17 protein-coding genes are annotated in these 21,931 nt (G+C 52.2%); 13 read left to right on the forward strand and 4 right to left on the reverse strand.

The genetic code is table 11. The annotated features are described in order from the left end of the window. Nucleotide 1 precedes the first annotated feature (1 nt). The 4 genes from CYR55_RS00270 (at nt 2) to CYR55_RS00280 (ending at nt 3,354) form a co-directional block, all read left to right on the forward strand. Complete coding sequence (locus tag CYR55_RS00270; protein ID WP_101814183.1) at nt 2-865, forward strand: DmsC/YnfH family molybdoenzyme membrane anchor subunit; 864 nt, start codon at nt 2-4, stop codon at nt 863-865. Between the two features lie 62 nt (nt 866-927). Next, a complete protein-coding gene (gene dmsD / locus CYR55_RS00275; protein ID WP_101814184.1) occupies nt 928-1,527 on the forward strand; it encodes a Tat proofreading chaperone DmsD in 600 nt (199 codons plus the stop codon). Next, a complete protein-coding gene (locus CYR55_RS24175; protein WP_146000934.1) occupies nt 1,527-2,096 on the forward strand; it encodes a 4Fe-4S binding protein in 570 nt (189 codons plus the stop codon). Before dmsD ends, CYR55_RS24175 begins: the two co-directional genes overlap by 1 nt. 112 nt (nt 2,097-2,208) lie before the next feature. After that, nucleotides 2,209-3,354: an MFS transporter gene (locus CYR55_RS00280; RefSeq protein ID WP_101814185.1), complete on the forward strand. Its 1,146-nt coding sequence runs from the start codon at nt 2,209-2,211 to the stop codon at nt 3,352-3,354. A 37-nt stretch (nt 3,355-3,391) separates the two neighbouring features. Here the strand turns inward: CYR55_RS00280 and pflA are convergent, their stop codons facing one another. From pflA to ycaO, 4 genes are all read right to left on the reverse strand, one after another. Next, entirely contained in the window at nt 3,392-4,132 is a 741-nt protein-coding gene (gene pflA / locus CYR55_RS00285; RefSeq protein WP_101814186.1) for a pyruvate formate lyase 1-activating protein, read from the reverse strand. 236 nt (nt 4,133-4,368) lie between these two features. Further along, entirely contained in the window at nt 4,369-6,651 is a 2,283-nt protein-coding gene (pflB, locus tag CYR55_RS00290) for a formate C-acetyltransferase (protein WP_101814187.1), read from the reverse strand. A 59-nt stretch (nt 6,652-6,710) separates the two neighbouring features. Further along, complete coding sequence (focA, locus tag CYR55_RS00295) at nt 6,711-7,568, reverse strand: formate transporter FocA (protein ID WP_101814188.1); 858 nt, start codon at nt 7,566-7,568, stop codon at nt 6,711-6,713. 485 nt (nt 7,569-8,053) lie between these two features. Further along, nucleotides 8,054-9,817, reverse strand: coding sequence for a 30S ribosomal protein S12 methylthiotransferase accessory factor YcaO (ycaO, locus tag CYR55_RS00300; protein ID WP_101814189.1), 1,764 nt, complete (start codon nt 9,815-9,817; stop codon nt 8,054-8,056). A 235-nt stretch (nt 9,818-10,052) separates the two neighbouring features. On the opposite strand from ycaO, the gene CYR55_RS00305 reads away from it, so the two are divergent. From CYR55_RS00305 to lpxK, 9 genes are all read left to right on the forward strand, one after another. Then, complete coding sequence (locus tag CYR55_RS00305) at nt 10,053-10,745, forward strand: DUF421 domain-containing protein (protein WP_101814190.1); 693 nt, start codon at nt 10,053-10,055, stop codon at nt 10,743-10,745. 214 nt (nt 10,746-10,959) lie between these two features. Next, complete coding sequence (serC, locus tag CYR55_RS00310; RefSeq protein ID WP_101814191.1) at nt 10,960-12,048, forward strand: 3-phosphoserine/phosphohydroxythreonine transaminase; 1,089 nt, start codon at nt 10,960-10,962, stop codon at nt 12,046-12,048. A 111-nt stretch (nt 12,049-12,159) separates the two neighbouring features. Next, nucleotides 12,160-13,446, forward strand: coding sequence for a 3-phosphoshikimate 1-carboxyvinyltransferase (gene aroA, locus CYR55_RS00315; RefSeq protein ID WP_101814192.1), 1,287 nt, complete (start codon nt 12,160-12,162; stop codon nt 13,444-13,446). Between the two features lie 208 nt (nt 13,447-13,654). Then, entirely contained in the window at nt 13,655-14,344 is a 690-nt protein-coding gene (gene cmk, locus CYR55_RS00320; protein ID WP_101814193.1) for a (d)CMP kinase, read from the forward strand. 122 nt (nt 14,345-14,466) lie between these two features. Further along, nucleotides 14,467-16,140 carry a 30S ribosomal protein S1 gene (gene rpsA / locus CYR55_RS00325; RefSeq protein ID WP_072925799.1) on the forward strand — a complete coding sequence of 558 codons (1,674 nt, stop codon included), beginning with the start codon at nt 14,467-14,469 and terminating at the stop codon, nt 16,138-16,140. A 60-nt stretch (nt 16,141-16,200) separates the two neighbouring features. Further along, on the forward strand, nt 16,201-16,485 hold the full coding sequence (gene ihfB, locus CYR55_RS00330; protein WP_072925795.1) for an integration host factor subunit beta: 285 nt from the start codon (nt 16,201-16,203) through the stop codon (nt 16,483-16,485). Between the two features lie 232 nt (nt 16,486-16,717). Continuing rightward, complete coding sequence (locus CYR55_RS00335) at nt 16,718-19,000, forward strand: ComEC family protein (RefSeq protein WP_101814194.1); 2,283 nt, start codon at nt 16,718-16,720, stop codon at nt 18,998-19,000. A 36-nt stretch (nt 19,001-19,036) separates the two neighbouring features. After that, entirely contained in the window at nt 19,037-20,785 is a 1,749-nt protein-coding gene (gene msbA / locus CYR55_RS00340) for a lipid A ABC transporter ATP-binding protein/permease MsbA (protein WP_101814195.1), read from the forward strand. Then, on the forward strand, nt 20,782-21,762 hold the full coding sequence (gene lpxK, locus CYR55_RS00345) for a tetraacyldisaccharide 4'-kinase (RefSeq protein ID WP_101814196.1): 981 nt from the start codon (nt 20,782-20,784) through the stop codon (nt 21,760-21,762). The genes msbA and lpxK overlap by 4 nt, the downstream gene beginning before the upstream one ends. Nucleotides 21,763-21,931 lie beyond the last annotated feature (169 nt).

Raw genomic sequence — 21,931 nt, forward strand, 5'->3', positions numbered from 1 at the left:
GATGGGAACGGGATGGCATGAATGGCCGCTGATCGTTTTTACGGTGCTGGGGCAGTGTGTGGTAGGGGCGTTTATTGTGATGGCGCTGGTGCTGGCGGAAGGCAAACAGGTGAGCCGGGTGGTGCATACTGCCCGGCTACGGATGTTTTTCCTGTGGGTACTGATGGGCATGGCTTTTGTTGCGTCCGTAATGCACTTGGGTTCACCTGCACGGATGTTTAATGCGCTTAACCGCATGGGTGCTTCGCCCCTTAGTAATGAGATTGCCAGTGGCTCACTATTTTTTGCGCTGGGCGGTTTGTATTGGCTGCTGGCGGTATTCAATAAACTGCCGCCGGCACTCAGCAAACCCTGGCTTCTGGTGACCAGCCTGGCCGGCATCGGCTTTATCTATGCAATGGGGCGCGTTTACCACATCACTACTGTCCCGACCTGGAGCCCGGTGTACACCTCGCTCAGTTTTGCCCTGACGGCCCTGATCGGTGGCCCGCTGCTGGGTTATTTACTTCTGCGGTCGGCTGGCGTGGTTACCCGCGGCAGTGTGCGTTTATTACCGTTGGTGAGCCTGCTGGCATTGATCATCAGCTGTATTGCCTGGTTCAGTCAGGTGGCGGGGTTGAACAGCATCCATAGTTCGGTACAGACGGCCTCTTCTTTAGTACCGGCACTGGGCGACTTGCTGGCCTGGCGGCTGGCGTTGATTGCCATCGGGCTGGGCTGCTGGATTGCTCCGCTGTTAAAACAAAAAACGCCCGGTATTTTAACCCTGGCAAGCGGATTTACGCTGGTGGTTGCCGGTGAGCTAATCGGGCGCGGGATCTTCTACGGACTGCATATGACGGTTGGCCTGACCTACGGCGGCTAGTGCTTCAATATTGTCGGCTTATCATCTGGGTAAGCCGGTTTCTTACTTCAAAGGTTATTATCATGCTGCAAAACCTTGCCCTGACCGGCCGCCTATGCGGTGCGCTGCTCTATCATCCGCCGGGTGTACCCGAATTTGAGACGGTAAAGCCCCTGTTTATGTCAGCCGCGTGGGTTAAGGCCTGGCCTTATGGTTCGGATGCCATACTCGCCTCGCTTTCCGAAGGGTTTTCCCAACCTTCCCATGAGCCACTAAGCGAGGCTTATCAGCGCCTGTTTATTGGGCCTGATGCCCTTGCAGCGCCCCCATGGGGATCGGTTTATCTGGATCGGGAGAGTGTGGTGTTTGGTGACTCTACCCTGGCATTGCGTCATTGGTTATCAGCACGGGGGATTACGTCTTATCACCCGCCGCAGGAGCCGGAAGATCATATTGGCTTATTATTGCTGATGGCCGCCTGGCTGGCAGAGGAGCGCCCGGCAGACGTGGATGAGTTTCTTTCTGAACACCTGCTGCCCTGGGCACCGCACTATCTCACCTTATTGGAAGCTGCCGCCAGGCATCCTTTCTATCAGGCCGCGGCATCCCTGACTCACGTCACACTCTCTGGCTGGCGCATGGTGCGAGAGATAGAGGTACCTATAAAAATACTGTATCGCTGATGTGTGCTGCTAAAAAACACGATGAGTCAGGCCTGGATTTCTCACAGCGAGTCAGCCGGCGCGGCTTGCTACGTAGCCTGTTCAATGCAGCGCGGCCGGTCTCCCCTTTCCCAGAAGGCCCGGTGGCTGTGCGGCCACCGCAAGCCTTGCAGGGAAAGGGGTTTCTGGCCCGTTGCAACGGATGCGGAGCCTGTGCCGAAGCCTGCCGGGTAGGCATGATCCGTCTGATTCAAGGGAGGGCGGAAATTGTTGTCGATACCGCAGCATGTGACGGTTGTCTGGCCTGTACACTGGTGTGTCAGACTGGGGCACTTTCTGCCGACACAGAAAAAAACATGGGCTTACGTCCGGCTATTACCGCCGGGTGTCTAGGCCACCTGGATATCGTGTGCCGCTTGTGCGCAAACGCCTGTTCTGCGTCGGCAATATTTTTTAATCAAGAAAATGTTCCATCCATTATTGAGGCCCAATGTTGGGGCTGCGGCGCCTGTAAACTTGCTTGTTATCATGGGCATATTAATTTGATTCCCTTTAGGCATGACACCCACCCGACAAGGGTTGATAAATGATTTCAATCAAGGAGTAACACTTTGTGCTGCCGGGTTTTTTTACTGGATTGACTTTTTAATGGCGGGTGGCATGATGCGCGCACTCTTCGCCTCCTGATTATCATCCACGACTATGTCTGCCTACTCCCGCCCGGTGCTGTTACTGCTCTGTGGGCTTTTATTGCTGACCGTTTCAATTGCGGTTCTGAACACACTGGTGCCTTTATGGCTGACCCACGAATCGTTACCGACCTGGCAGATCGGGCTGGTCAGCTCCGCTTATTTTTGCGGTAACCTTGTCGGTACATTGATTGCCGGCGCGGTGATTAAACGCTATGGCTTTAATCGCAGTTATTATTTCTCCTGTCTGGTGTTTGCGTTGGCCACTGCCGGGCTGGCGTACTCGGTCAATTTCTGGGCCTGGCTGGGTTGCCGTTACTTTGCTGGGGTAGGGTGCGCGCTGATTTGGGTTGTAGTGGAAAGTGCATTGTTGCGCAGCGGCACGGTGCAGAATCGCGGCCAATTACTGGCCGCGTATATGATGACCTATTACCTGGCCACCGTAAGCGGGCAGTTGTTGCTGGGGATAATGCCTACCGGGCTGCTGAGCGTGCTGCCCTGGGTAACGGCCCTGGTTCTCTTCGCCATGTTACCGCTGTTCTTTGCGGCATTCGGTTATCAGGATGTGACCCAGCCACATACTTCGGTATGGCCGATGCTGAAACGTCGTGATGCCCGCCTGGGAATTAATGGCTGCATCATTTCCGGGATTGTTTTGGGCTCTCTTTATGGGCTGATGCCGCTTTACCTTTCTCATCAGGGAATGAGCGACGGCAATGTCGGCTATTGGATGGCGTTGCTGGTGAGTGCAGGTATTGTCGGGCAGTGGCCGGTAGGGCGGCTGGCCGATCGTTACGGACGTTTGCTGGTGCTGCGTATTCAGGTGTTTGTGGTGATGTTGGGCAGCGTAGCAATGTTAAGCGGTTATGCCATGGCACCCACACTGTTTATTCTTGGCTGCGCAGGCTTTACATTGTACCCGGTCGCCATGGCCTGGGCATGTGAACGCGTCCCGGCGCATGAGCTGGTGGCGATGAATCAGGCATTGTTGATGAGTTATACCATTGGCAGCTTGACCGGCCCGACCATGACAGCAATATTAATGCAGCATTATTCGGATCAGTTGCTGTTTGTGATGATTGCTGCAGTGGCATTAATCTATATGGTCATGCTTTTCAAAAAAGCCGGCCATTCCTCGACGCCGGTGGCTACAGCCTGAGATAAAGGCGCGGATAGTCACTATCCGCGCCTTTATATTAATACATGACCTTGTGGCCATAGCCTTCAAGGATATGCTTAACCCGATCCATGATCTCTTTGCTGGGTGGTTTCACGCCATCAAGCTTGTACTCTTCGCCCATCGCAATCCATTTATGCTTGCCCAGTTCGTGATAAGGCAGCAATTCAATTTTCTCAATATTAGTCATGTCTTTAGTAAATTCACCCAGCATATGTGCTGACTTGTCATCATCTGACCATCCAGGCACGACCACATACCGGATCCAGGTACGCTGATTACGTTTAGCCAGATAACGGGCAAAATCCAACGTACGGTGGTTTGATACCCCCACCAGATTTTGGTGGATACTGTCATTCAGCTGCTTGAGATCGAGCATAACTAAATCTGTCACATCCAGCAGTTCATCGATTACCGGATCATAACGGCGTACAAAGCCATTGGTATCAAGACAGGTATTGATGCCCTCTTTATGGCATGCCCGGAACCAATCACGCACAAATTCTGCCTGCAGAATGGCTTCACCGCCGGACGCTGTAACACCGCCTCCCGATGCATTCATAAAGTGCCGGTAAGTCACGGCTTCATTTACCAGCTCCTCAACCGTGACCTCTTTACCGCCGTGGGTGTCCCAGGTATCGCGGTTGTGGCAATAGAGGCAACGCATCAAACAACCCTGGAAAAAAACGATAAAGCGAATGCCTGGGCCATCAACGGTGCCACAGGACTCAAAAGAGTGGATACGACCTTTTACTGACATTGCGGGCTCTCCAGTAGTGACTGTTCACGAGCAGTCTTTTTCAATAAACGGCGGGAAGTACAGCGATGTACCTGGCATGGTGTGAATGCCGGCCCGGCGTTGAATAACGGTTTTGCCTGCCACCTTCAGTATAGAGATGCCCGGCAAAACCGACACTCAGCGTGGAAAGTCGATGCGCAGAGGGTTGGGAAGAGGTGAAAGGCCCCTGAGCAGGGGCCTTGATATCACCGGGGTAATTACAGCGATTTGGTAAAGGTGCGGGTAATCACGTCTTGCTGCTGTTCTTTAGTCAGCGAGTTAAAACGTACCGCATAACCTGAAACACGAATCGTCAGTTGCGGATATTTTTCCGGATGCTCCATGGCGTCCAGTAACATCTCACGGTTCATGACGTTCACATTCAGGTGCTGACCACCCTCAATTGACGCTTCATGGTGGAAATAACCGTCCATCAACCCTGCCAGATTCGCCTTACGGACATCATCATCTTTGCCCAGTGCGTTCGGTACGATGGAGAAGGTGTAAGAAATACCATCTTTCGCATAGGCAAACGGCAGTTTGGCGACAGAGGTCAGCGAGGCGACAGCACCTTTCTGATCGCGGCCATGCATTGGGTTGGCACCCGGGCCAAATGGTGCACCGGCGCGACGGCCATCCGGGGTGTTACCGGTTTTTTTACCATACACAACGTTGGACGTGATCGTCAGTACAGACTGAGTAGGCACAGCATGACGATAGGTACGCAGCTTCTGAATTTTCTTCATAAAGCGCTCAACCAGATCGCAGGCAATGTCATCCACCCGTGAGTCATTGTTACCAAATTGCGGGTATTCACCTTCGATTTTGAAGTCTACAGCCAGGCCATCTTCATCACGAATAGTTGAGACTTTGGCGTATTTAATCGCAGACAGGGAGTCAGCAGCAACAGATAACCCGGCGATACCGCAGGCCATGGTGCGGTAAACGTCCCGATCATGCAGGGCCATCAATGCCGCTTCATAGCTATATTTATCATGCATGTAATGGATGATGTTCAGGGCAGTCACATACTGTTTTGCCAGCCAATCCATAAAGTGATCCATCCGGTCCATCACTTTATCGTAGTCCAGCACTTCATCCATCATCGGTGCTTCTTTCGGGCCGACCTGCATTTTCATTTTTTCATCCATGCCGCCATTAATGGCATAGAGCATGGTTTTCGCCAGGTTGGCGCGTGCGCCGAAGAACTGCATCTGTTTCCCGACAATCATCGGGCTGACGCAGCAGGCGATCGCATAGTCATCATTATTGAAGTCCGGACGCATCAGGTCATCGTTCTCATACTGAACGGATGAGGTATCGATAGAGACTTTTGCGGCGAATTTCTTAAAGTTCAGAGGCAGTTTTTCAGACCACAGAATGGTCATGTTTGGCTCAGGGGACGGGCCCATGGTGTAAAGCGTGTTCAGGAAACGGAAGCTGTTTTTGGTGACCAACGTACGGCCGTCCACACCCATCCCTGCCAGGGATTCAGTGGCCCAGATTGGGTCGCCGGAGAAGAGCTCATCATATTCCGGAGTTCGCAGGAAACGCACCATACGCAGCTTCATGACCAGGTGGTCGATCAACTCCTGGGCTTGCTGTTCAGTGAGTTTGCCGGCTTTGATATCACGCTCGATATAGATATCCAGGAAGGTCGAGACACGGCCAAAGGACATCGCAGCGCCATTCTGGGATTTTACTGCGGCCAGATAGCCGAAGTAGGTCCATTGTACTGCTTCCTGCGCGGTTTGAGCCGGGCCGGAGATATCATAACCATATTTGGCTGCCATCTCTTTAATCTGACCCAGCGCGCGGTGCTGTTCAGCAATCTCTTCGCGCAACTGGATAGTCATTTCCAGATCTTCGCCGTTTTCCAGTCTTTCTTGCAGGGATTTGAACTGAGCAAATTTGTCTGCCATCAGGAAATCGATGCCATACAGCGCGACACGACGGTAGTCACCGATAATACGGCCACGGCCATAGGCATCCGGCAGACCGGTCAGCACGCCGGATTTGCGGCAGCGCAGAATATCTGGGGTATAGACGTCAAACACGCCCTGGTTGTGGGTTTTACGGTAGTCTGTAAACACTTTTTTCAGTTGCGGATCCAGTTCGCGGCCATAAACCTTACAGGAACCTTCTACCATTTTGATGCCGCCAAACGGAATCAGCGCACGTTTTAACGGAGCATCGGTCTGCAGGCCAACAATCTTCTCCAACCCTTTGTTGATATAGCCGGCATCGTGAGACGTAATGGTCGCGGCAACATGGGTATCAAAATCTACCGGTGCATGGGTACGGTTTTCAATTTTGACCCCTTCCATGACATCGGCCCACAGGGTAGTGGTGGCATCCGTTGCGCCCGTCAGGAAAGACTCGTCGCCTTCATACGGGGTGTAGTTCTTCTGGATGAAGTCACGGACATTGACCTCATGTTGCCAGTCACCGTTGCGGAAGCTTTCCCATGCGGTTGCTAATTTTTGATTAAGCTCGGACATTGTGCACCTACCTTAAAATGTGAATTTCTTTGTAAACCCGGTGTAGTGACACTGCGCATCTAGTGATGGGCATCACCACGCAAATAAATAGCCCAGTACGTCAACCCAACCAGAATGCCGCCCCCGATAATATTGCCGATGGTGACGGGGATCAGGTTGTCGACAATAAAATTACTGACGGTCAGATGTGAGAATTGATCGGGTGTTGCCCCCACCGCTTGCCAGAACTCCGGTGTTGCAAATTCTTTAATGACAATGCCGAGGGGAATTAAAAACATGTTGGCAATGCTGTGCTCAAAACCACTGGCGACAAACATGCCGACCGGTAACAACATCGCAAACATTTTGTCCATCAGGCTGCGGCCGGAGTAGCTCATCCATACAGCCAGACAGACCATCAGGTTTGCCAGTGTGCCGAGGCAGACAGCTTCAATAAAGGTGTGGTGCATTTTATGGTCGGCAGTCTGAAGCACATTCAACCCCCACAGACCATTTGCGACTTTATGTTCACCAGCAAACCAGATAAGGGCAACAAAGAAGAGCGCACCTACCAGATTACCCAGATAAACGTTAATCCAGTTACGGGTTAACTGGCCCCAGGTAATACGCTTGCTCGCTTTAGCCACCACAATCAATACGGTAGACGTAAACAGGTCAGCACCCCCGACGACGACCAGCATTAGCCCCAATGAGAAACAGAGCCCACCAATCAGTTTGGCAAACCCATAGGGCACGGCAGCAGTACCAGTGGTTGCAGTAATATAAAAAACGAAGGCGATAGAAATAAACACACCGGCAGTAATCGCTAAATAAAACGTAGTAAGCGGGTGTTTTGTTGCTTTATATACGCCTGCATCTTCAGCCACTTTTGCTGCAGCGGGCGGAAGAAGAAGATCGAAGGGATTCTCAGCTTTCACACTAACTCTCTCTGATGGTTAAGACAGTGCAAAGAGATACTAACAAAGCAGTATAGTGTAAAAGTTGATTTAGATCATAATACGCGGGGGAGTTATGCCTGGTATGTATGAAAAGAAAGCTATTTTCAGCTTATCATTATGATTAATATAATAAAAAAATATTTTAATATTTATATTAATTTTTGATTTCAGTTGGAAAGCCTGCTTAAAAAAGTTGATATTTATACTTTATTGTTTAATTCATAAATTAATATTGACTATATTTTTATCATTTCATTTACTTTCTTTTAACTAAAATAACATTGGTAGGATTTTTCCTCTATAAATTGGGTGAAAAGGTGGTAACGCTTAGAAATCATCTCAAGAAAAAACAGCGCCGGTAAAAATATTCATTACCGGCGCTGGAGAGTCATTATACGTCAACACATCGGATGTGCGGGGTTATAGGCTTTGCCTTATAGCTCTTGCCTTATAACCCCTGCCCGTTACGCCTTAGCCCAGTAACGGCGCTTAGCCTGCTGCAATTTTTCATAAGCAGCCAGTAAGGCCTGGTGGGCCGGCAGGGCTTTCAGTTCCTCATCAATGGCAAACAGCCCATGGAAACGGCTTTCGCCACTCAGGGCGGCAGATGCCTGATCCACCGCATCCTGACCGTACATTTTCACGAATGCAGTATAATATTGTGCCGGTTCGCGCTCAGGCTCCTGTGCCAGCAGCAGCAGGGTTTGCAGACAGCGGTAGTAATTACTGCGCTCAGGGGTAAAGACAGAGGCATTGAATTCCTGCGTCCACTCCGCCCAAATCAGTGCCTGATCCAGGTCGCCGCCGGCCAGTGCCAACATAGACTTCAGTTCGCCAACGCGCAGGGTATACCAGCCGTTATCTTTGCCGGTCGCCAGCCCCAGCAGTTCACGCACGCGGGTGAAATCATCCAGCCCTTCGTCATCCAGCTCCTGAATCAGCGCCAGATACTCTTCCTGAGACCAGTCACTGGCCGGCAGCGCCAGCAGTTTATCCCGCAGGGGGGCGCCCATGCTGTTGTTAGCCAGCAACAGATCTTCCGCCGGATAGATATCTGACATGCCCGGCACCAGAATACGGCAGGCATAGACACCCAGGTGCTCATAGTCAGCAATATACACTTCCGCGTCTGCCTGCTGGAAAATGGCCATCAGGGTAGAGAATTCCTCTTCCGTCGTGCCGCTGAAATCCCAGTCAGCAAAGGCATAATCGGCATCCTGTTTAAACATATCCCAGGAGATCAGGCCGCTTGAGTCGATAAAGTGGGTCTCAAGGTTGGCATGTTCCGCTACTTCTTCATCATCAAACGTAGGCGGGGTAAAGACATCGAGATCTTTCAGGCTACGGCCCTGTAACAGCTCAGTGACGGTACGCTCCAGTGCCACGCCGAAATCCGGGTGCGCGCCAAAGGAGGCAAAACAGGTGCCGTTGGCCGGGTTAAACAGCACCACACAAATAACTGGGTACTGGCCGCCGAGGGAGGCGTCATACGACAGAATCGGGAAACCTTCCTCTTCCAGTTTGGCGATGGCTTCCACTACCCCCGGATAGCGCGCCAGCACATCCTGCGGGATCTCCGGCAGGCTGATGGACTCAGCGATAATCCGGTTTTTAACGTACCGCTCGAAAACTTCCGACAACCCCTGAACACGTGCTTCATTCGCAGTGTTCCCGGCAGACATACCGTTGGAAACATACAGGTTGCCGATGATGTTCATCGGAATATAGACGGTATTGAGATCGGACTGGCGGGTGAACGGCAGAGCACAGATACCCCGAGCCGCATTGCCTGACTGGAGATCGATAAGATCGCTGGCGCTCAGCTCCTGTTCCGGATCATAAAACGCGTGCAGGCGCTCATCCAGAATACCGTGGGGCAGGCTGTTGTCTTCCGGCAGCGGGAACCATTTTTCATTCGGATAATGCACGAAATCGCCTTCGGCAATCTCTTTGCCCAGGTAGAAATCGGCAAAGAAATAGTTGGTCGACAGGCGTTCAAAGTATTCACCCAATGCAGACGCCAGCGCGGCTTTTTTACTGGCACCTTTGCCGTTGGTAAAGCACAGCGGACAATCGCGGTCGCGGATATGCACCGACCAGACATGGGGTACCGGGTTGAGCCAGGAAGCTTCTTCAATATGGAAGCCCAGATCGGTGAGTTTTTGCTGGAAGCGGGCGATGGAGTCTTCAAGCGCTGCATCTTTGCCGGGAATAAAGGTTTGGGTCATGGGGTTCACTTTTTATCGTACTGAAAACCGCCATAATACGGACTTTTATTCCTAAGCTCCATGGGTTGATGAGGCGCCGGCGGCCGGGAGAAACTGATTATTCTTATGGATTGATAATCCTAATTTTTTATCATACTGCGGGCTGCGTAAAAGAACGCGCGTCGTTGTCCGTCCGGAGGACGTTCTATTTTATCAGCCCCGCCTACTAAAAAATTGCTCTGAAAGGGAAGCCATAATGAAAGCATTTGATATTCAACGGATGTTACTAGACAAGTTCCCGGTGGAATTTCTGGCGGAAGTCGCTTTACGCAGCTTATTTACATTCGTGCTGGTGTTTATCTTTCTTAAGGTCAGCGGCCGGCGTGGGGTCAGACAGATGTCACTATTTGAAGTCCTGATCATTCTGACCCTGGGATCTGCCGCCGGGGACGTGACGTTTTATGATGATGTTCCTTTATTGCCGGTATTCGCCGTTTTCATTTCTATTATGATTTTTTACCGGCTGGCGACGTGGCTGATGTCTTCTCACCGGATGTTCCAGAACTGGCTGGAAGGCAAACCGGTGGTCATCGTGCGGGAGGGGCAGTTCGAATGGCATACCATGAAGAAACGCAATATCACCCATGATGAGTTCTTTATGGAGTTCCGGCTGGCCGGTGTTGAGCACCTGGGACAGGTAAGACTGGCTATCCTGGAGGTAAACGGGGCGATCAGCGTGTTCTTTTTTGAACCGGAAAAGGTCAAGCCGGGCCTGCCGGTTATGCCTGCCGACTATGTAACGTTTCTCAAAAAAGTCCCGGAAGATGATGAGTACGCCTGTCATCACTGCAGCCTTATTCATGCCCTGAAAAAGGGGGAAACCCATCGCTGCCCGCAATGCGGCAGCGATAAATGGGTCACGGCCCTGACGCACCGCCGTATCGTGTAAACTCAGAACATCCTGCCAATTTATCGCCCTGTTAAGGGAGAAGATAAAGGTGGGCTCCGGGAATAGCGGGAGAGTATAAGCATAGGATCTTGTTATTGTTTCTTCCGCTGGGTTTCCCACAGCAGAATAACCGTTGCAGGGCGCGGGTTCGAGTGATAAAACCGATAGCAGGTTGGTCATACATAACAGTTATCTTAGCGAGTGGTGAAGGGAAATGACTCAGGTTTTCAATTTCAGTGCGGGTCCGGCTATGCTGCCGGTAGAAGTTTTGCGTCGTGCCGAGCAAGAGCTTTGCAACTGGCATGGATTAGGCACGTCTGTTATGGAAATCAGCCATCGCAGCAAAGAATTCATTCAGGTGGCAGAAGAATCAGAACGTGACCTGCGCGATCTGCTGAAAATCCCGGCCAATTATAAAGTACTGTTTTGCCATGGCGGTGCACGCGCGCAATTTGCTGCCGTGCCGCTGAACCTGCTGGGTGAGAAAACCACCGCTGATTATGTGGATGGCGGTTACTGGGCTCACAGTGCCATCAAGGAAGTGCAAAAATATTGCACGCCTCATGTGATTAATGCCGCTGCTACCACGCAGGATGGCCGCCGGGCTGTCACGCCGATGCATGAATGGGACCTGCATGATGATGCCGCCTATGTTCATTACTGCCCCAATGAAACCATTGATGGCGTGGCCATTCATGAGATGCCGGATTTCGGTGACAAAGTGGTGGTGGCTGACTACTCCTCATCCATTCTTTCCCGTCCGATTGACGTCAGCCGATTTGGCGTCATCTATGCTGGTGCACAAAAAAATATCGGCCCTGCCGGCCTGACGCTGGTGATTGTACGTGACGATCTGCTGGGCAAAGCAAAAGGGGTCTTGCCTTCTATTCTGGATTACACGGTACTGGCTGAAAATGACTCCATGTTCAACACGCCGCCTACCTTTGCCTGGTATCTTTCCGGCATGGTCTTTAAATGGCTGAAAGAGCAGGGCGGGCTGCTTGAGATGGAAAAACGCAATAAAGCCAAGGCGGAATTGCTGTATGGTGTGATTGATCAGAGTGATTTCTATCGCAATGAAGTAGCCGAAGCTAATCGCTCCTGGATGAATATCCCCTTCCAGTTGGCGGATGCAGCGCTGGACAAGGTTTTCCTTGATGAGTCTGTTAAAGCTGGGTTACATGCGTTGAAAGGGCACCGTGTGGTGGGGGGGATGCGGGCGTCGATTTATAACGCCATGCCGATTGAAGGGGTTAAAGCACTGACCGACTTTATGGCAGAGTTTGAGCGCCGCCACGGCTAAGCTGACACCGGCACGTTATCGCCGGTTAAAAGTAGTGCTAACCTGATGATTTTACAGGAACCCCGGCCAAAACCGGGGTTCTTTTATGATTGACTTTAGAGAGTGTTTTACATGCAGGACTCGTTAACCCTACAACCCATCGCCAAAATCAGTGGCACCATTAACCTTCCCGGCTCAAAAAGCGTCTCTAACCGGGCACTGCTGTTGGCTGCGCTGGCAAAAGGCACCACCAGGCTCACTAATCTGCTCGATAGCGACGATGTGCGGCATATGTTGAATGCTCTGGAAAAACTGGGGGTCACGTTCCGTTTGTCTGATGACCGTACCTGCTGTGAAGTGGAAGGGAACGCCGGTCCCTTACGCAGTGCGGATAACCTGGAGCTGTTTCTGGGCAATGCCGGTACCGCCATGCGGCCGTTGGCCGCCGCACTTTGCCTCTCGGTGGGAAATATTACCCTGACCGGGGAGCCACGCATGAAGGAGCGCCCGATCGGGCACCTGGTGGACGCCTTACGGCAGGGCGGTGCGCAGGTTGACTATCTTGAGCAGGAGAATTACCCACCATTGCGTGTACGCGGTGGGCTCAGCGGGGGCGAGGTGTCGGTGGACGGCTCTGTCTCCAGTCAATTTTTGACGGCGCTGCTGATGACTGCACCGCTGGCAGCACAGGACACCGCCATCCATATCAAGGGTGACCTGGTTTCCAAACCCTACATCGACATTACCCTGAACATGATGGCGAGTTTTGGCGTCCAGGTACGTCATGACAATTATCAGGTATTCCATATTACCGGTAACCAGACGTATCAGGCACCGGGTGACTATCTGGTTGAAGGGGATGCCTCTTCCGCCTCCTATTTCCTGGCAGCCGCTGCAATCAAAGGCGGCACCGTTCGTGTGACCGGCATTGGCCGTAACAGTATGCAGGGCGATATACACTTTGCCGATGTGCTTGAAAAGATGGGTGCCCGGATCGCCTGGGGTGACAGCTATATCGAGTGCACGCGGGGGACGTTGCAGGGCATCGACATGGACATGAACGCGATCCCTGATGCAGCAATGACCATAGCGACCACGGCCCTGTTTGCACAGGGAACGACCACGATCCGCAATATCTATAACTGGCGGGTAAAAGAGACGGACCGCCTGGCAGCGATGGCGACAGAACTGCGCAAAGTCGGGGCAGACGTGGAAGAGGGGCATGATTATATCCGTGTCACCCCTCCAGTCACATTGCAGGAAGCAGAAATCGGCACATATGACGATCACCGCATGGCGATGTGCTTCTCCCTGGTGGCGCTATCGGACACGCCGGTAACGATTCTGGATCCGAAGTGCACGGCCAAAACCTTCCCGGATTACTTTGACCGGCTCGCCTCTCTGAGCCAGCCGGCATAACGGTGACCAAAACGGGCAAATAGTGCCCGTTTTTTTTATCCCTGTTATATTTTGACTATCTTCTACACTCTCTGAATGTTTGTGGGGTTAATTTCGCTCATAGTGTTGCGCAAAGGTAACAGTTCTGCGCAAGGCAGCGTATAATGCTGCACCTGAAAATAGCCTACTGGATAATAAAGCGGGTTTCCCCAATCTAAAGGAGTGAGATATGACGGTCACAGCCCCGGTTATTACCGTTGACGGCCCAAGTGGTGCCGGTAAGGGCACACTGTGTAAGGCACTGGCAGAGTCACTCGGTTGGCACCTGCTGGATTCCGGCGCAATCTATCGCGTACTGGCGCTGGCAGCTTTACACCATCAGGTGGATATCCAGTCCGAAGAAGCACTGGTTCCTCTGGCTGCACATCTCGACGTCCGGTTTATCTCCCGTAATGGGCAGATCGACGTGATCCTGGAGGGTGAAGATGTCAGCCATGAGATCCGTACTGAGACGGTCGGCAATACTGCCTCGCAGGCTGCCGCCTTCCCACGGGTACGTGAAGCGCTTCTGCGCCGTCAGCGCGCATTTCGTGACCTGCCGGGCCTGATCGCTGATGGTCGCGATATGGGTACAGTCGTTTTCCCTGATGCGCCAGTAAAAATATTTTTGGATGCCAGCGCGGAAGAACGTGCACGCAGACGCATGCTACAGTTGCAGGAAAAGGGCTTTAGTGTTAACTTTGAACGTCTTTTAGCCGAGATAAAAGAACGCGATGATCGCGATCGTAATCGGGCTATTGCGCCATTGGTGCCTGCTTCTGATGCCCTGTTGCTTGATTCAACAAGCATGTCCATCAATGAAGTGATTGAAAAGGCCTTGTCCCATGCACGGGATGTATTGGCACTGATCCAAAAATAACAGACTCAAGTCTGACGAATTTTTTACCTTGCTGCCAGGTACGGCGGTGGGGCATGTGAAACAACCCCATCCGGCGGGATGCTAGATGGACGTTAAATTGAAGAATCCTGAAGATTATCAATATGACAGAATCTTTTGCTCAACTATTTGAAGAATCCTTAAAAACCATCGAAACCCGCCCGGGTTCCATCGTTCGTGGTGTTGTTGTTGCCATTGACAAAGATATCGTTCTGGTTGATGCCGGTCTGAAATCTGAGTCTGCTATTCCGGCAGAACAGTTCAAGAACGCCCAGGGTGAACTGGAAATCCAGGTGGGTGACGAAGTTGACGTTGCTCTGGATGCAGTTGAAGACGGCTTCGGTGAAACCCTGCTGTCCCGTGAGAAAGCTAAACGTCATGAAGCTTGGATCACGCTGGAAAAAGCTTACGAAGACGCTGAAACTGTTACCGGTGTTATCAACGGCAAAGTTAAAGGTGGCTTCACTGTTGAGCTGAACGGCATCCGTGCGTTCCTGCCAGGTTCCCTGGTTGACGTGCGTCCGGTACGCGACACCCTGCACCTTGAAGGCAAAGAACTCGAATTCAAAGTCATCAAGCTGGATCAGAAACGCAACAACGTTGTTGTTTCCCGTCGTGCCGTGATCGAATCCGAGAACAGCGCTGAGCGCGATCAACTGCTGGAAAACCTGCAGGAAGGCATGGAAGTTAAAGGTATCGTTAAGAACCTCACTGACTACGGTGCATTCGTTGATCTGGGTGGCGTTGACGGCCTGCTGCATATCACTGATATGGCATGGAAACGCGTTAAGCATCCGAGCGAAATCGTGAACGTTGGCGACGAAATCACTGTTAAAGTGCTGAAATTCGACCGCGAGCGTACCCGTGTTTCTCTGGGTCTGAAGCAACTGGGCGAAGATCCGTGGGTTGCTATCGCTAAACGTTACCCGGAAGGCACCAAGCTGACCGGTCGTGTCACCAACCTGACTGATTACGGCTGCTTCGTAGAAATCGAAGAAGGCGTTGAAGGTCTGGTACACGTTTCCGAAATGGATTGGACCAACAAAAACATTCACCCGTCCAAAGTTGTTAACGTTGGCGACGTGGTGGAAGTTATGGTTCTGGACATCGACGAAGAACGTCGTCGTATCTCCCTGGGCCTGAAGCAGTGCAAATCCAACCCGTGGCAGCAGTTCGCTGAGACCCACAACAAGGGCGACCGCGTTGAAGGTAAAATCAAGTCTATCACTGACTTCGGTATCTTCATCGGCCTGGACGGCGGCATCGACGGCCTGGTTCACCTGTCTGACATCTCCTGGAACGTTGCAGGCGAAGAAGCAGTACGTGAATACAAGAAAGGCGACGAAATCGCTGCTGTGGTTCTGCAGGTTGACGCAGAGCGCGAGCGTATCTCCCTGGGCGTGAAACAGCTGGCTGAAGACCCGTTCAATAACTACCTGTCTATGAACAAGAAAGGTACTATTGTTACCGGTAAAGTCACTGCAGTTGACGCCAAAGGTGCTACAGTTGAATTAGCGGGCGGCGTAGAAGGCTACCTGCGTGCATCTGAAGCTTCTCGCGACCGCGTTGAAGATGCAACTCTGGTTCTGAACGTGGGTGATGACGTTGAAGCTAAATTCACCGGCGTTGACCGTAAGAACCGCGTTGTAAGCCTGTCCGTTCGTGCTAAGGACGAAGCTGACGAGAAAGATGCCATCGCTTCTGTTAACAACAAACCAGAAGAAGGTAATTTCTCTAACGCTATGGCTGAAGCTTTCAAAGCGGCTAAAGGCGAGTAATGACGGGGGGCGGCTCTGCCGCCCCGAAACGGTAGTTTAGCTGCAAAGCTTGGAGGAACTATGACCAAGTCTGAACTCATTGAAAGACTTGCTGGCCAGCAATCTCATATTCCGGCGAAAGCCGTTGAAGATGCGGTGAAGGAAATGCTTGAACATATGGCCGGTACGCTGGCTGAAGGTGAACGCATTGAAATTCGCGGATTCGGCAGTTTTTCACTTCACTACCGTGCTCCGCGCGTTGGGCGTAACCCAAAAACCGGCGATAAAGTTGAGTTGGACGGCAAATACGTTCCTCACTTTAAACCGGGTAAAGAGCTACGCGATCGCGCGAACATTTATGCCTGATATAGAAAGGCATGGTGTTATTGCCTAGAGATCATAAAACGGTGCCTGACGGCACCGTTTTTTTTATGGGTAAAAAAGCATGTTGTGAGATGGATACCAGCCTGTTGTTCACTTTCTGCAAAGCCTCATTTTCTTTAGCACCTGCCTCGTAATCCTGTTTTCCTCTGCTTACCTCGCCGCTTCACTCTGCTGCACACTGCCTGCCTGAACAGTCTCTTTTTCGCAGGCGGGCATCACTATTAATCTTTCAATTACTCACCTTGCCTCTGCGCTGGTGATCGGCACTTTACCGTTACTGTTTCTGCCGGAGTTGCCACCGCCGGGGGTAGGGGGGCTCTTAGTGGTAATAGCGGCAGGCATATGGCGTATTAGCCAGAGGGTAGCTACAGCTTGGCTGGCGATGTTACAGCTGGCCATGCTGTGGGCGCTTATACATGCACACGTTGTATTAACGCACATAGAGACGTTTTCCCGCCCTCATATAGATATTGAAGGTCTCGTGACATCGCTAGCCCTTCCAGGCCAGCAGAATGACCGTACGACACTAAAGATACAAAAAGCTGGGGGACAATGGGTATTCCCTCCAATAACGATCACGGCGTACTGGCCCCAGGGGGAAACAGTCCGGTGTGCGGGGCAGCGTTGGCAATTACACATGGCTATAAGGCCTGTACACAGCCAGCTAAATGAAGGCGGATTCGATAGCCAGCGCTGGGCTATCGCGAATCATCGGCCTTTAGAAGGGAAGGTGCTGAAAGCATTCCCACTGTTAACCCAATGCAGTTATCGGCAGCAATTTATCAACTATATCCAGCGCATCATGCCGGAAACACATCATCAGGCGATCTTGATGGCGCTGGCCTTTGGGGAGAGCCGTTTTCTTGATACTGATACCCGGCAATTGCTGCAACAAACGGGCGTCGCACATTTAATGGCCATCTCCGGATTGCATATTGCCATTGCAGCGTTGTTCGGCTGGTGGCTGGCGCGGGTAATACAGTATTTCCTGCCGGCGACATGGATAGGGCATGTCTTCCCACTCATAGTGAGCGGCATAGTCGCCCTGATGTATGTTGGGTTATCAGGGGCAAACCCACCGGCAGTGAGAAGTGGGCTGGCGCTGGGGGTATGGCTGACCCTACGGTTGTTTTCTGTCAGGTGCAGTAGCTGGCAGGTCGGTTTATGGTGTATGGCACTGATGCTGCTGTTTGACCCGTTGATGATACTTTCCGATAGTTTCTGGCTCTCCTGTTTTGCAGTAAGCGCCTTATTATTCTGGTATCACTGGTGCCCGCTGCCTTTTCGCTATAGAACAGGCTGGCGCTGGGTAGGGGTGCGATGGCTTCATCTGCAATTTAGTATGTTTATCTTACTGATCCCACTTCAGGCAGGAATATTTGCTGGGTTTAATGCCGCATCGCTGGCCGCCAACTTATGGGCGGTACCTTGGGTTTCCTGTTTGGTTGTTCCTCTGGTATTGCTGTCATTATCGTTTTCATTCTGGCCCTGGCTGGCCGGGCACCTCTGGACCCTGGCGGGCACCCTGCTTGGTTGGGCACTTACGCCATTATCTTTCCTGCAAGCTGGATGGTTTTTTCTGGACAGGCGTGCCCTGTTCTGGAGTGGCGTGGGGTGGTTGGCAGTCATCGCCTGGCGGCTGGGAAGTGTGCGAAAGCATGCGACGATAAGCCTGACGATTGCCCTGTTAATTCTGGTCTACATGACAAAGCGGCCATCTGAAACATGGAGGCTGGATATGATTGATGTCGGGCATGGCCTGGCGGTACTGATTGAAAAGCAGGGAAAGGGCGTACTTTTTGATACCGGCAATCGCTGGGAGGGCGGTGACAGCGCACAACGGGCAATTCTGCCCTTTTTGCGTTGGCGCAATATTGAACTGGAAGAGATCATTATCAGCCATAGCCATTTAGATCATCAGGGCGGGCTGGCCACCTTACAGGCCGCTTTCCCCCAGGCCAGAATCCGCTCCTCCCAACAAGGGCTCGCCGGTTTACCCTGCCGGCGGGGTGAAACCTGGCAATGGCGAGGTTTAATGTTCCGCGCCTTGTGGCCTAAAACATTAGTAGAGCAGGCGGGCAATAACCAGTCCTGCGTGGTGTCCATCAACGATGGACATCATCAGATCCTGTTGACCGGTGATATTGAACGGGAAGCGGAGCAGGCCCTGCTCAAAGAGCAACGGTCGGCGCTGGCATCTACCGTGCTTCAGGTGCCTCATCACGGCAGTAATACTTCATCGATTGCGCCGTTTTTGCGGGCGGTTAAGCCCCATGCAGCGATTGTCTCCGCCTCCCGGTTTAATGCCTGGCACCTGCCTGCTAAAAAGGTCAGATCACGCTATCAGGAAAACAGGATCAGATGGTGGGAGACTTCCCGAACAGGGCAGATAAGCGTGTTTTTTTCACACGATCGTTGGCAAATAAAGGGCTTCCGTGAACAAATTATGCCCCGTTGGTATCACCAGCGGTTTGGCGTACAGGGGGATAATGAGTAGAATGAGCCGCTATTACTTACGAAGCTGGTTAATTGCATGATGAATGATAAAGATCTCTCCACCTGGCAGACCTTTCGTCGCCTCTGGCCGATGATCACACCGTTTAAAACAGGCCTGATAGCGGCGGCCATCGCACTGATTCTTAATGCTGCCAGTGATACGTTTATGCTGTCATTGCTGAAGCCCTTGCTGGATGACGGTTTCGGCAAAGCAAATAATTCAATTCTCTTGTGGATGCCGCTGGCCGTTATTGGATTAATGCTGATCCGGGGCATTACCAGTTTTATCTCAAGCTACTGTATTTCATGGGTTTCCGGAAAGGTGGTCATGCAGATGCGTCGTCGCCTTTTCAGCCATATGATGGGGATGCCGGTCTCATTTTTTGATCAGCAATCCACCGGCACCCTGCTGTCACGCATTACCTATGACTCTGAGCAGGTGGCTTCATCTTCGTCCAGCGCGTTGATTACCGTCGTGCGTGAAGGGGCGTCGATCATTGGTCTGTTTATCATGATGTTCTATTACAGCTGGCAGCTGTCGCTCATCCTGATTGTCATCGCACCGGTTGTCTCCATCGCTATCCGCCTGGTCTCCAAACGTTTCCGCAATATCAGCAAAAATATGCAGAATACGATGGGGCAGGTCACTACCAGCGCCGAGCAAATGCTGAAAGGGCACAAAGAGGTACTGATTTTTGGTGGCCAGCACGTTGAAACGGAACGCTTCAACCAGGTCAGTAACCGTATGCGCCAGCAGGGCATGAAAATGGTCTCTGCTTCTTCTATTTCTGATCCGATTATTCAGCTGATCGCCTCACTGGCCCTGGCATTTGTCCTCTATGCGGCCAGCTTCCCGAGTGTGATGGAGACCCTGACCGCCGGGACGATTACCGTGGTCTTCTCCTCCATGATCGCCCTGATGCGTCCGCTGAAATCTCTGACTAACGTGAATGCTCAGTTCCAGCGCGGTATGGCCGCTTGCCAGACGCTGTTCTCCATTCTGGATATGGAGCAGGAAAAAGATGAGGGAACCCGTGAAGTTACCCGGGCTGTCGGTGAGATTGAATTCCGCCATGTGACGTTCAGTTACCCGGGGAAAGACACGCCGGCACTCCGTGATATCAATCTGCATATTCCGGCAGGCAAAACGGTCGCGCTGGTTGGGCGTTCAGGCTCGGGGAAATCGACCATCGCCAATTTACTGACCCGTTTCTATGATATCCAACAGGGCGAAATTCTGATGGATGGTCACGATCTGCGTGAGTACACGCTATCATCACTACGCCGGCAGGTCGCGCTGGTCTCGCAGAACGTGCACCTGTTTAATGACACCATTGCTAATAACATTGCGTATGCAAGCCAGGATCTTTATTCCCGTGAGCAGATTGAGCGGGCTGCGAATATGGCGTATGCCATGGATTTCATCAGCAAAATGGATAATGGCCTGGATACCGTCATTGGTGAGAATGGTGTCCTGCTGTCTGGCGGGCAACGCCAGCGTATTGCCATTGCACGTGCCCTGCTGCGTGATTCCCCGGTACTGATTCTGGATGAAGCGACATCGGCGCTGGACACCGAGTCTGAGCGGGCCATTCAGAAAGCCCTGGATGAGTTGCAAAAAAACCGGACGTCGCTGGTTATTGCCCACCGCCTCTCCACCATTGAGAGTGCAGACGAAATCCTGGTGGTTGAAGATGGGCGTATCGTTGAGCGTGGCGATCACCCGACTTTGTTGTCGCAGGGTGGGGCCTATGCACAACTCTACCGGATGCAGTTTGGCCAATGATTGAAAAGATCTGGGCCGGGCGGTCACCGCTATATCTGCTGTTATTGCCGCTGTCCTGGCTTTACGGGGCAGTGTCGTCGCTGATTCGCCTGAGTTATCAATGGGGCTGGCAGAAAAGTTGGCGAGCGCCGGTGCCCGTGGTGGTGGTGGGGAACCTCACCGCCGGAGGCAATGGTAAAACGCCGGTGGTGATCTGGCTGGTGGAGCAACTCCAGCAGCGCGGCTTGCGGGTGGGGGTAGTTTCGCGTGGGTATGGCGGCAAAGCGGAACAGTATCCTCTGCGGGTCACGGCCGACACGCATCCCCGGCAAGCAGGTGATGAACCGGTATTAATTTTCCAGCGTACCGGCGCGCCGGTCGCCGTGGCACCGGTACGCCGTGATGCGGTTCAGGCACTGCTTTCTGAACAGGTGGATATTATTGTCACTGACGATGGTCTGCAACACTATGCCTTGCAGCGTGATGCGGAAATTGTCGTGGTAGATGGCGTGCGCCGCTTCGGCAATGGCTGGTGGCTGCCGGCCGGGCCTATGCGTGAACGTGCCGGTCGTCTGAAGCAGGTGGACGCCGTCATAACCAATGGTGGCCAGCCTGCGCCAGGCGAAATTGCCATGACGTTGCAGGCCGGGCAGGCTGTCAATTTGCTGACGGGGGAGCGCCGTTCGCCTGAGCAGTTAAAGAACGTGATCGCCATGGCGGGCATCGGCCATCCGCCGCGCTTTTTTGCTACGCTTGAGGCGTTGGGCGTCCGGCCTTATCAGTGTGTGGCGTTTGCCGACCATCAAAGCTATCAGCCTGATCAACTGGCCGCCCTGACAACGGGTAATGACCTTTTATTAATGACCGAAAAAGATGCTGTTAAATGCCGGGCTTTTGCTCAGGCCAACTGGTGGTATCTGCCGGTTAATGCCCAAATCAACGTGATTGAGGCTGAGAAGCTTTTAAACATGTTAGTGAAATTAGCCAGAAAATCGTAAGAAGAAAAATAAACAAGGTAATTTATCGATTGATAATAGCCACTTAAGCAGTAAAAGACATATCTTTACAGAAATCCCCGATTGTTAGTGTGGAAAAGCTTGCTATCAGTCGGGCTTTATGAGTAAATAGCCGCCTGCCTGTGATGCAGACCTATTTATGAGTATGTGT

It is taken from the genome of Chimaeribacter californicus (assembly GCF_002858675.1).
GTDB lineage: Bacteria > Pseudomonadota > Gammaproteobacteria > Enterobacterales > Enterobacteriaceae > Chimaeribacter > Chimaeribacter californicus.

What these genes read in the sequence shown, in the direction of transcription:
- serC (WP_101814191.1), top strand. Translation starts at nt 10,960, where the DNA reads ATGACTCAGGTTTTCAATTTCAGTGCGGGTCCGGCTATGCTGCCGGTA.
- CYR55_RS00305 (WP_101814190.1), top strand. Translation starts at nt 10,053, where the DNA reads ATGAAAGCATTTGATATTCAACGGATGTTACTAGACAAGTTCCCGGTG.
- aroA (WP_101814192.1), top strand. Translation starts at nt 12,160, where the DNA reads ATGCAGGACTCGTTAACCCTACAACCCATCGCCAAAATCAGTGGCACC.
- ihfB (WP_072925795.1), top strand. Translation starts at nt 16,201, where the DNA reads ATGACCAAGTCTGAACTCATTGAAAGACTTGCTGGCCAGCAATCTCAT.
- CYR55_RS00280 (WP_101814185.1), top strand. Translation starts at nt 2,209, where the DNA reads ATGTCTGCCTACTCCCGCCCGGTGCTGTTACTGCTCTGTGGGCTTTTA.
- ycaO (WP_101814189.1), bottom strand. Translation starts at nt 9,817, where the DNA reads ATGACCCAAACCTTTATTCCCGGCAAAGATGCAGCGCTTGAAGACTCC.
- lpxK (WP_101814196.1), top strand. Translation starts at nt 20,782, where the DNA reads ATGATTGAAAAGATCTGGGCCGGGCGGTCACCGCTATATCTGCTGTTA.
- CYR55_RS00270 (WP_101814183.1), top strand. Translation starts at nt 2, where the DNA reads ATGGGAACGGGATGGCATGAATGGCCGCTGATCGTTTTTACGGTGCTG.
- dmsD (WP_101814184.1), top strand. Translation starts at nt 928, where the DNA reads ATGCTGCAAAACCTTGCCCTGACCGGCCGCCTATGCGGTGCGCTGCTC.
- pflA (WP_101814186.1), bottom strand. Translation starts at nt 4,132, where the DNA reads ATGTCAGTAAAAGGTCGTATCCACTCTTTTGAGTCCTGTGGCACCGTT.
- cmk (WP_101814193.1), top strand. Translation starts at nt 13,655, where the DNA reads ATGACGGTCACAGCCCCGGTTATTACCGTTGACGGCCCAAGTGGTGCC.
- msbA (WP_101814195.1), top strand. Translation starts at nt 19,037, where the DNA reads ATGATGAATGATAAAGATCTCTCCACCTGGCAGACCTTTCGTCGCCTC.
- CYR55_RS24175 (WP_146000934.1), top strand. Translation starts at nt 1,527, where the DNA reads ATGTGTGCTGCTAAAAAACACGATGAGTCAGGCCTGGATTTCTCACAG.
- rpsA (WP_072925799.1), top strand. Translation starts at nt 14,467, where the DNA reads ATGACAGAATCTTTTGCTCAACTATTTGAAGAATCCTTAAAAACCATC.
- pflB (WP_101814187.1), bottom strand. Translation starts at nt 6,651, where the DNA reads ATGTCCGAGCTTAATCAAAAATTAGCAACCGCATGGGAAAGCTTCCGC.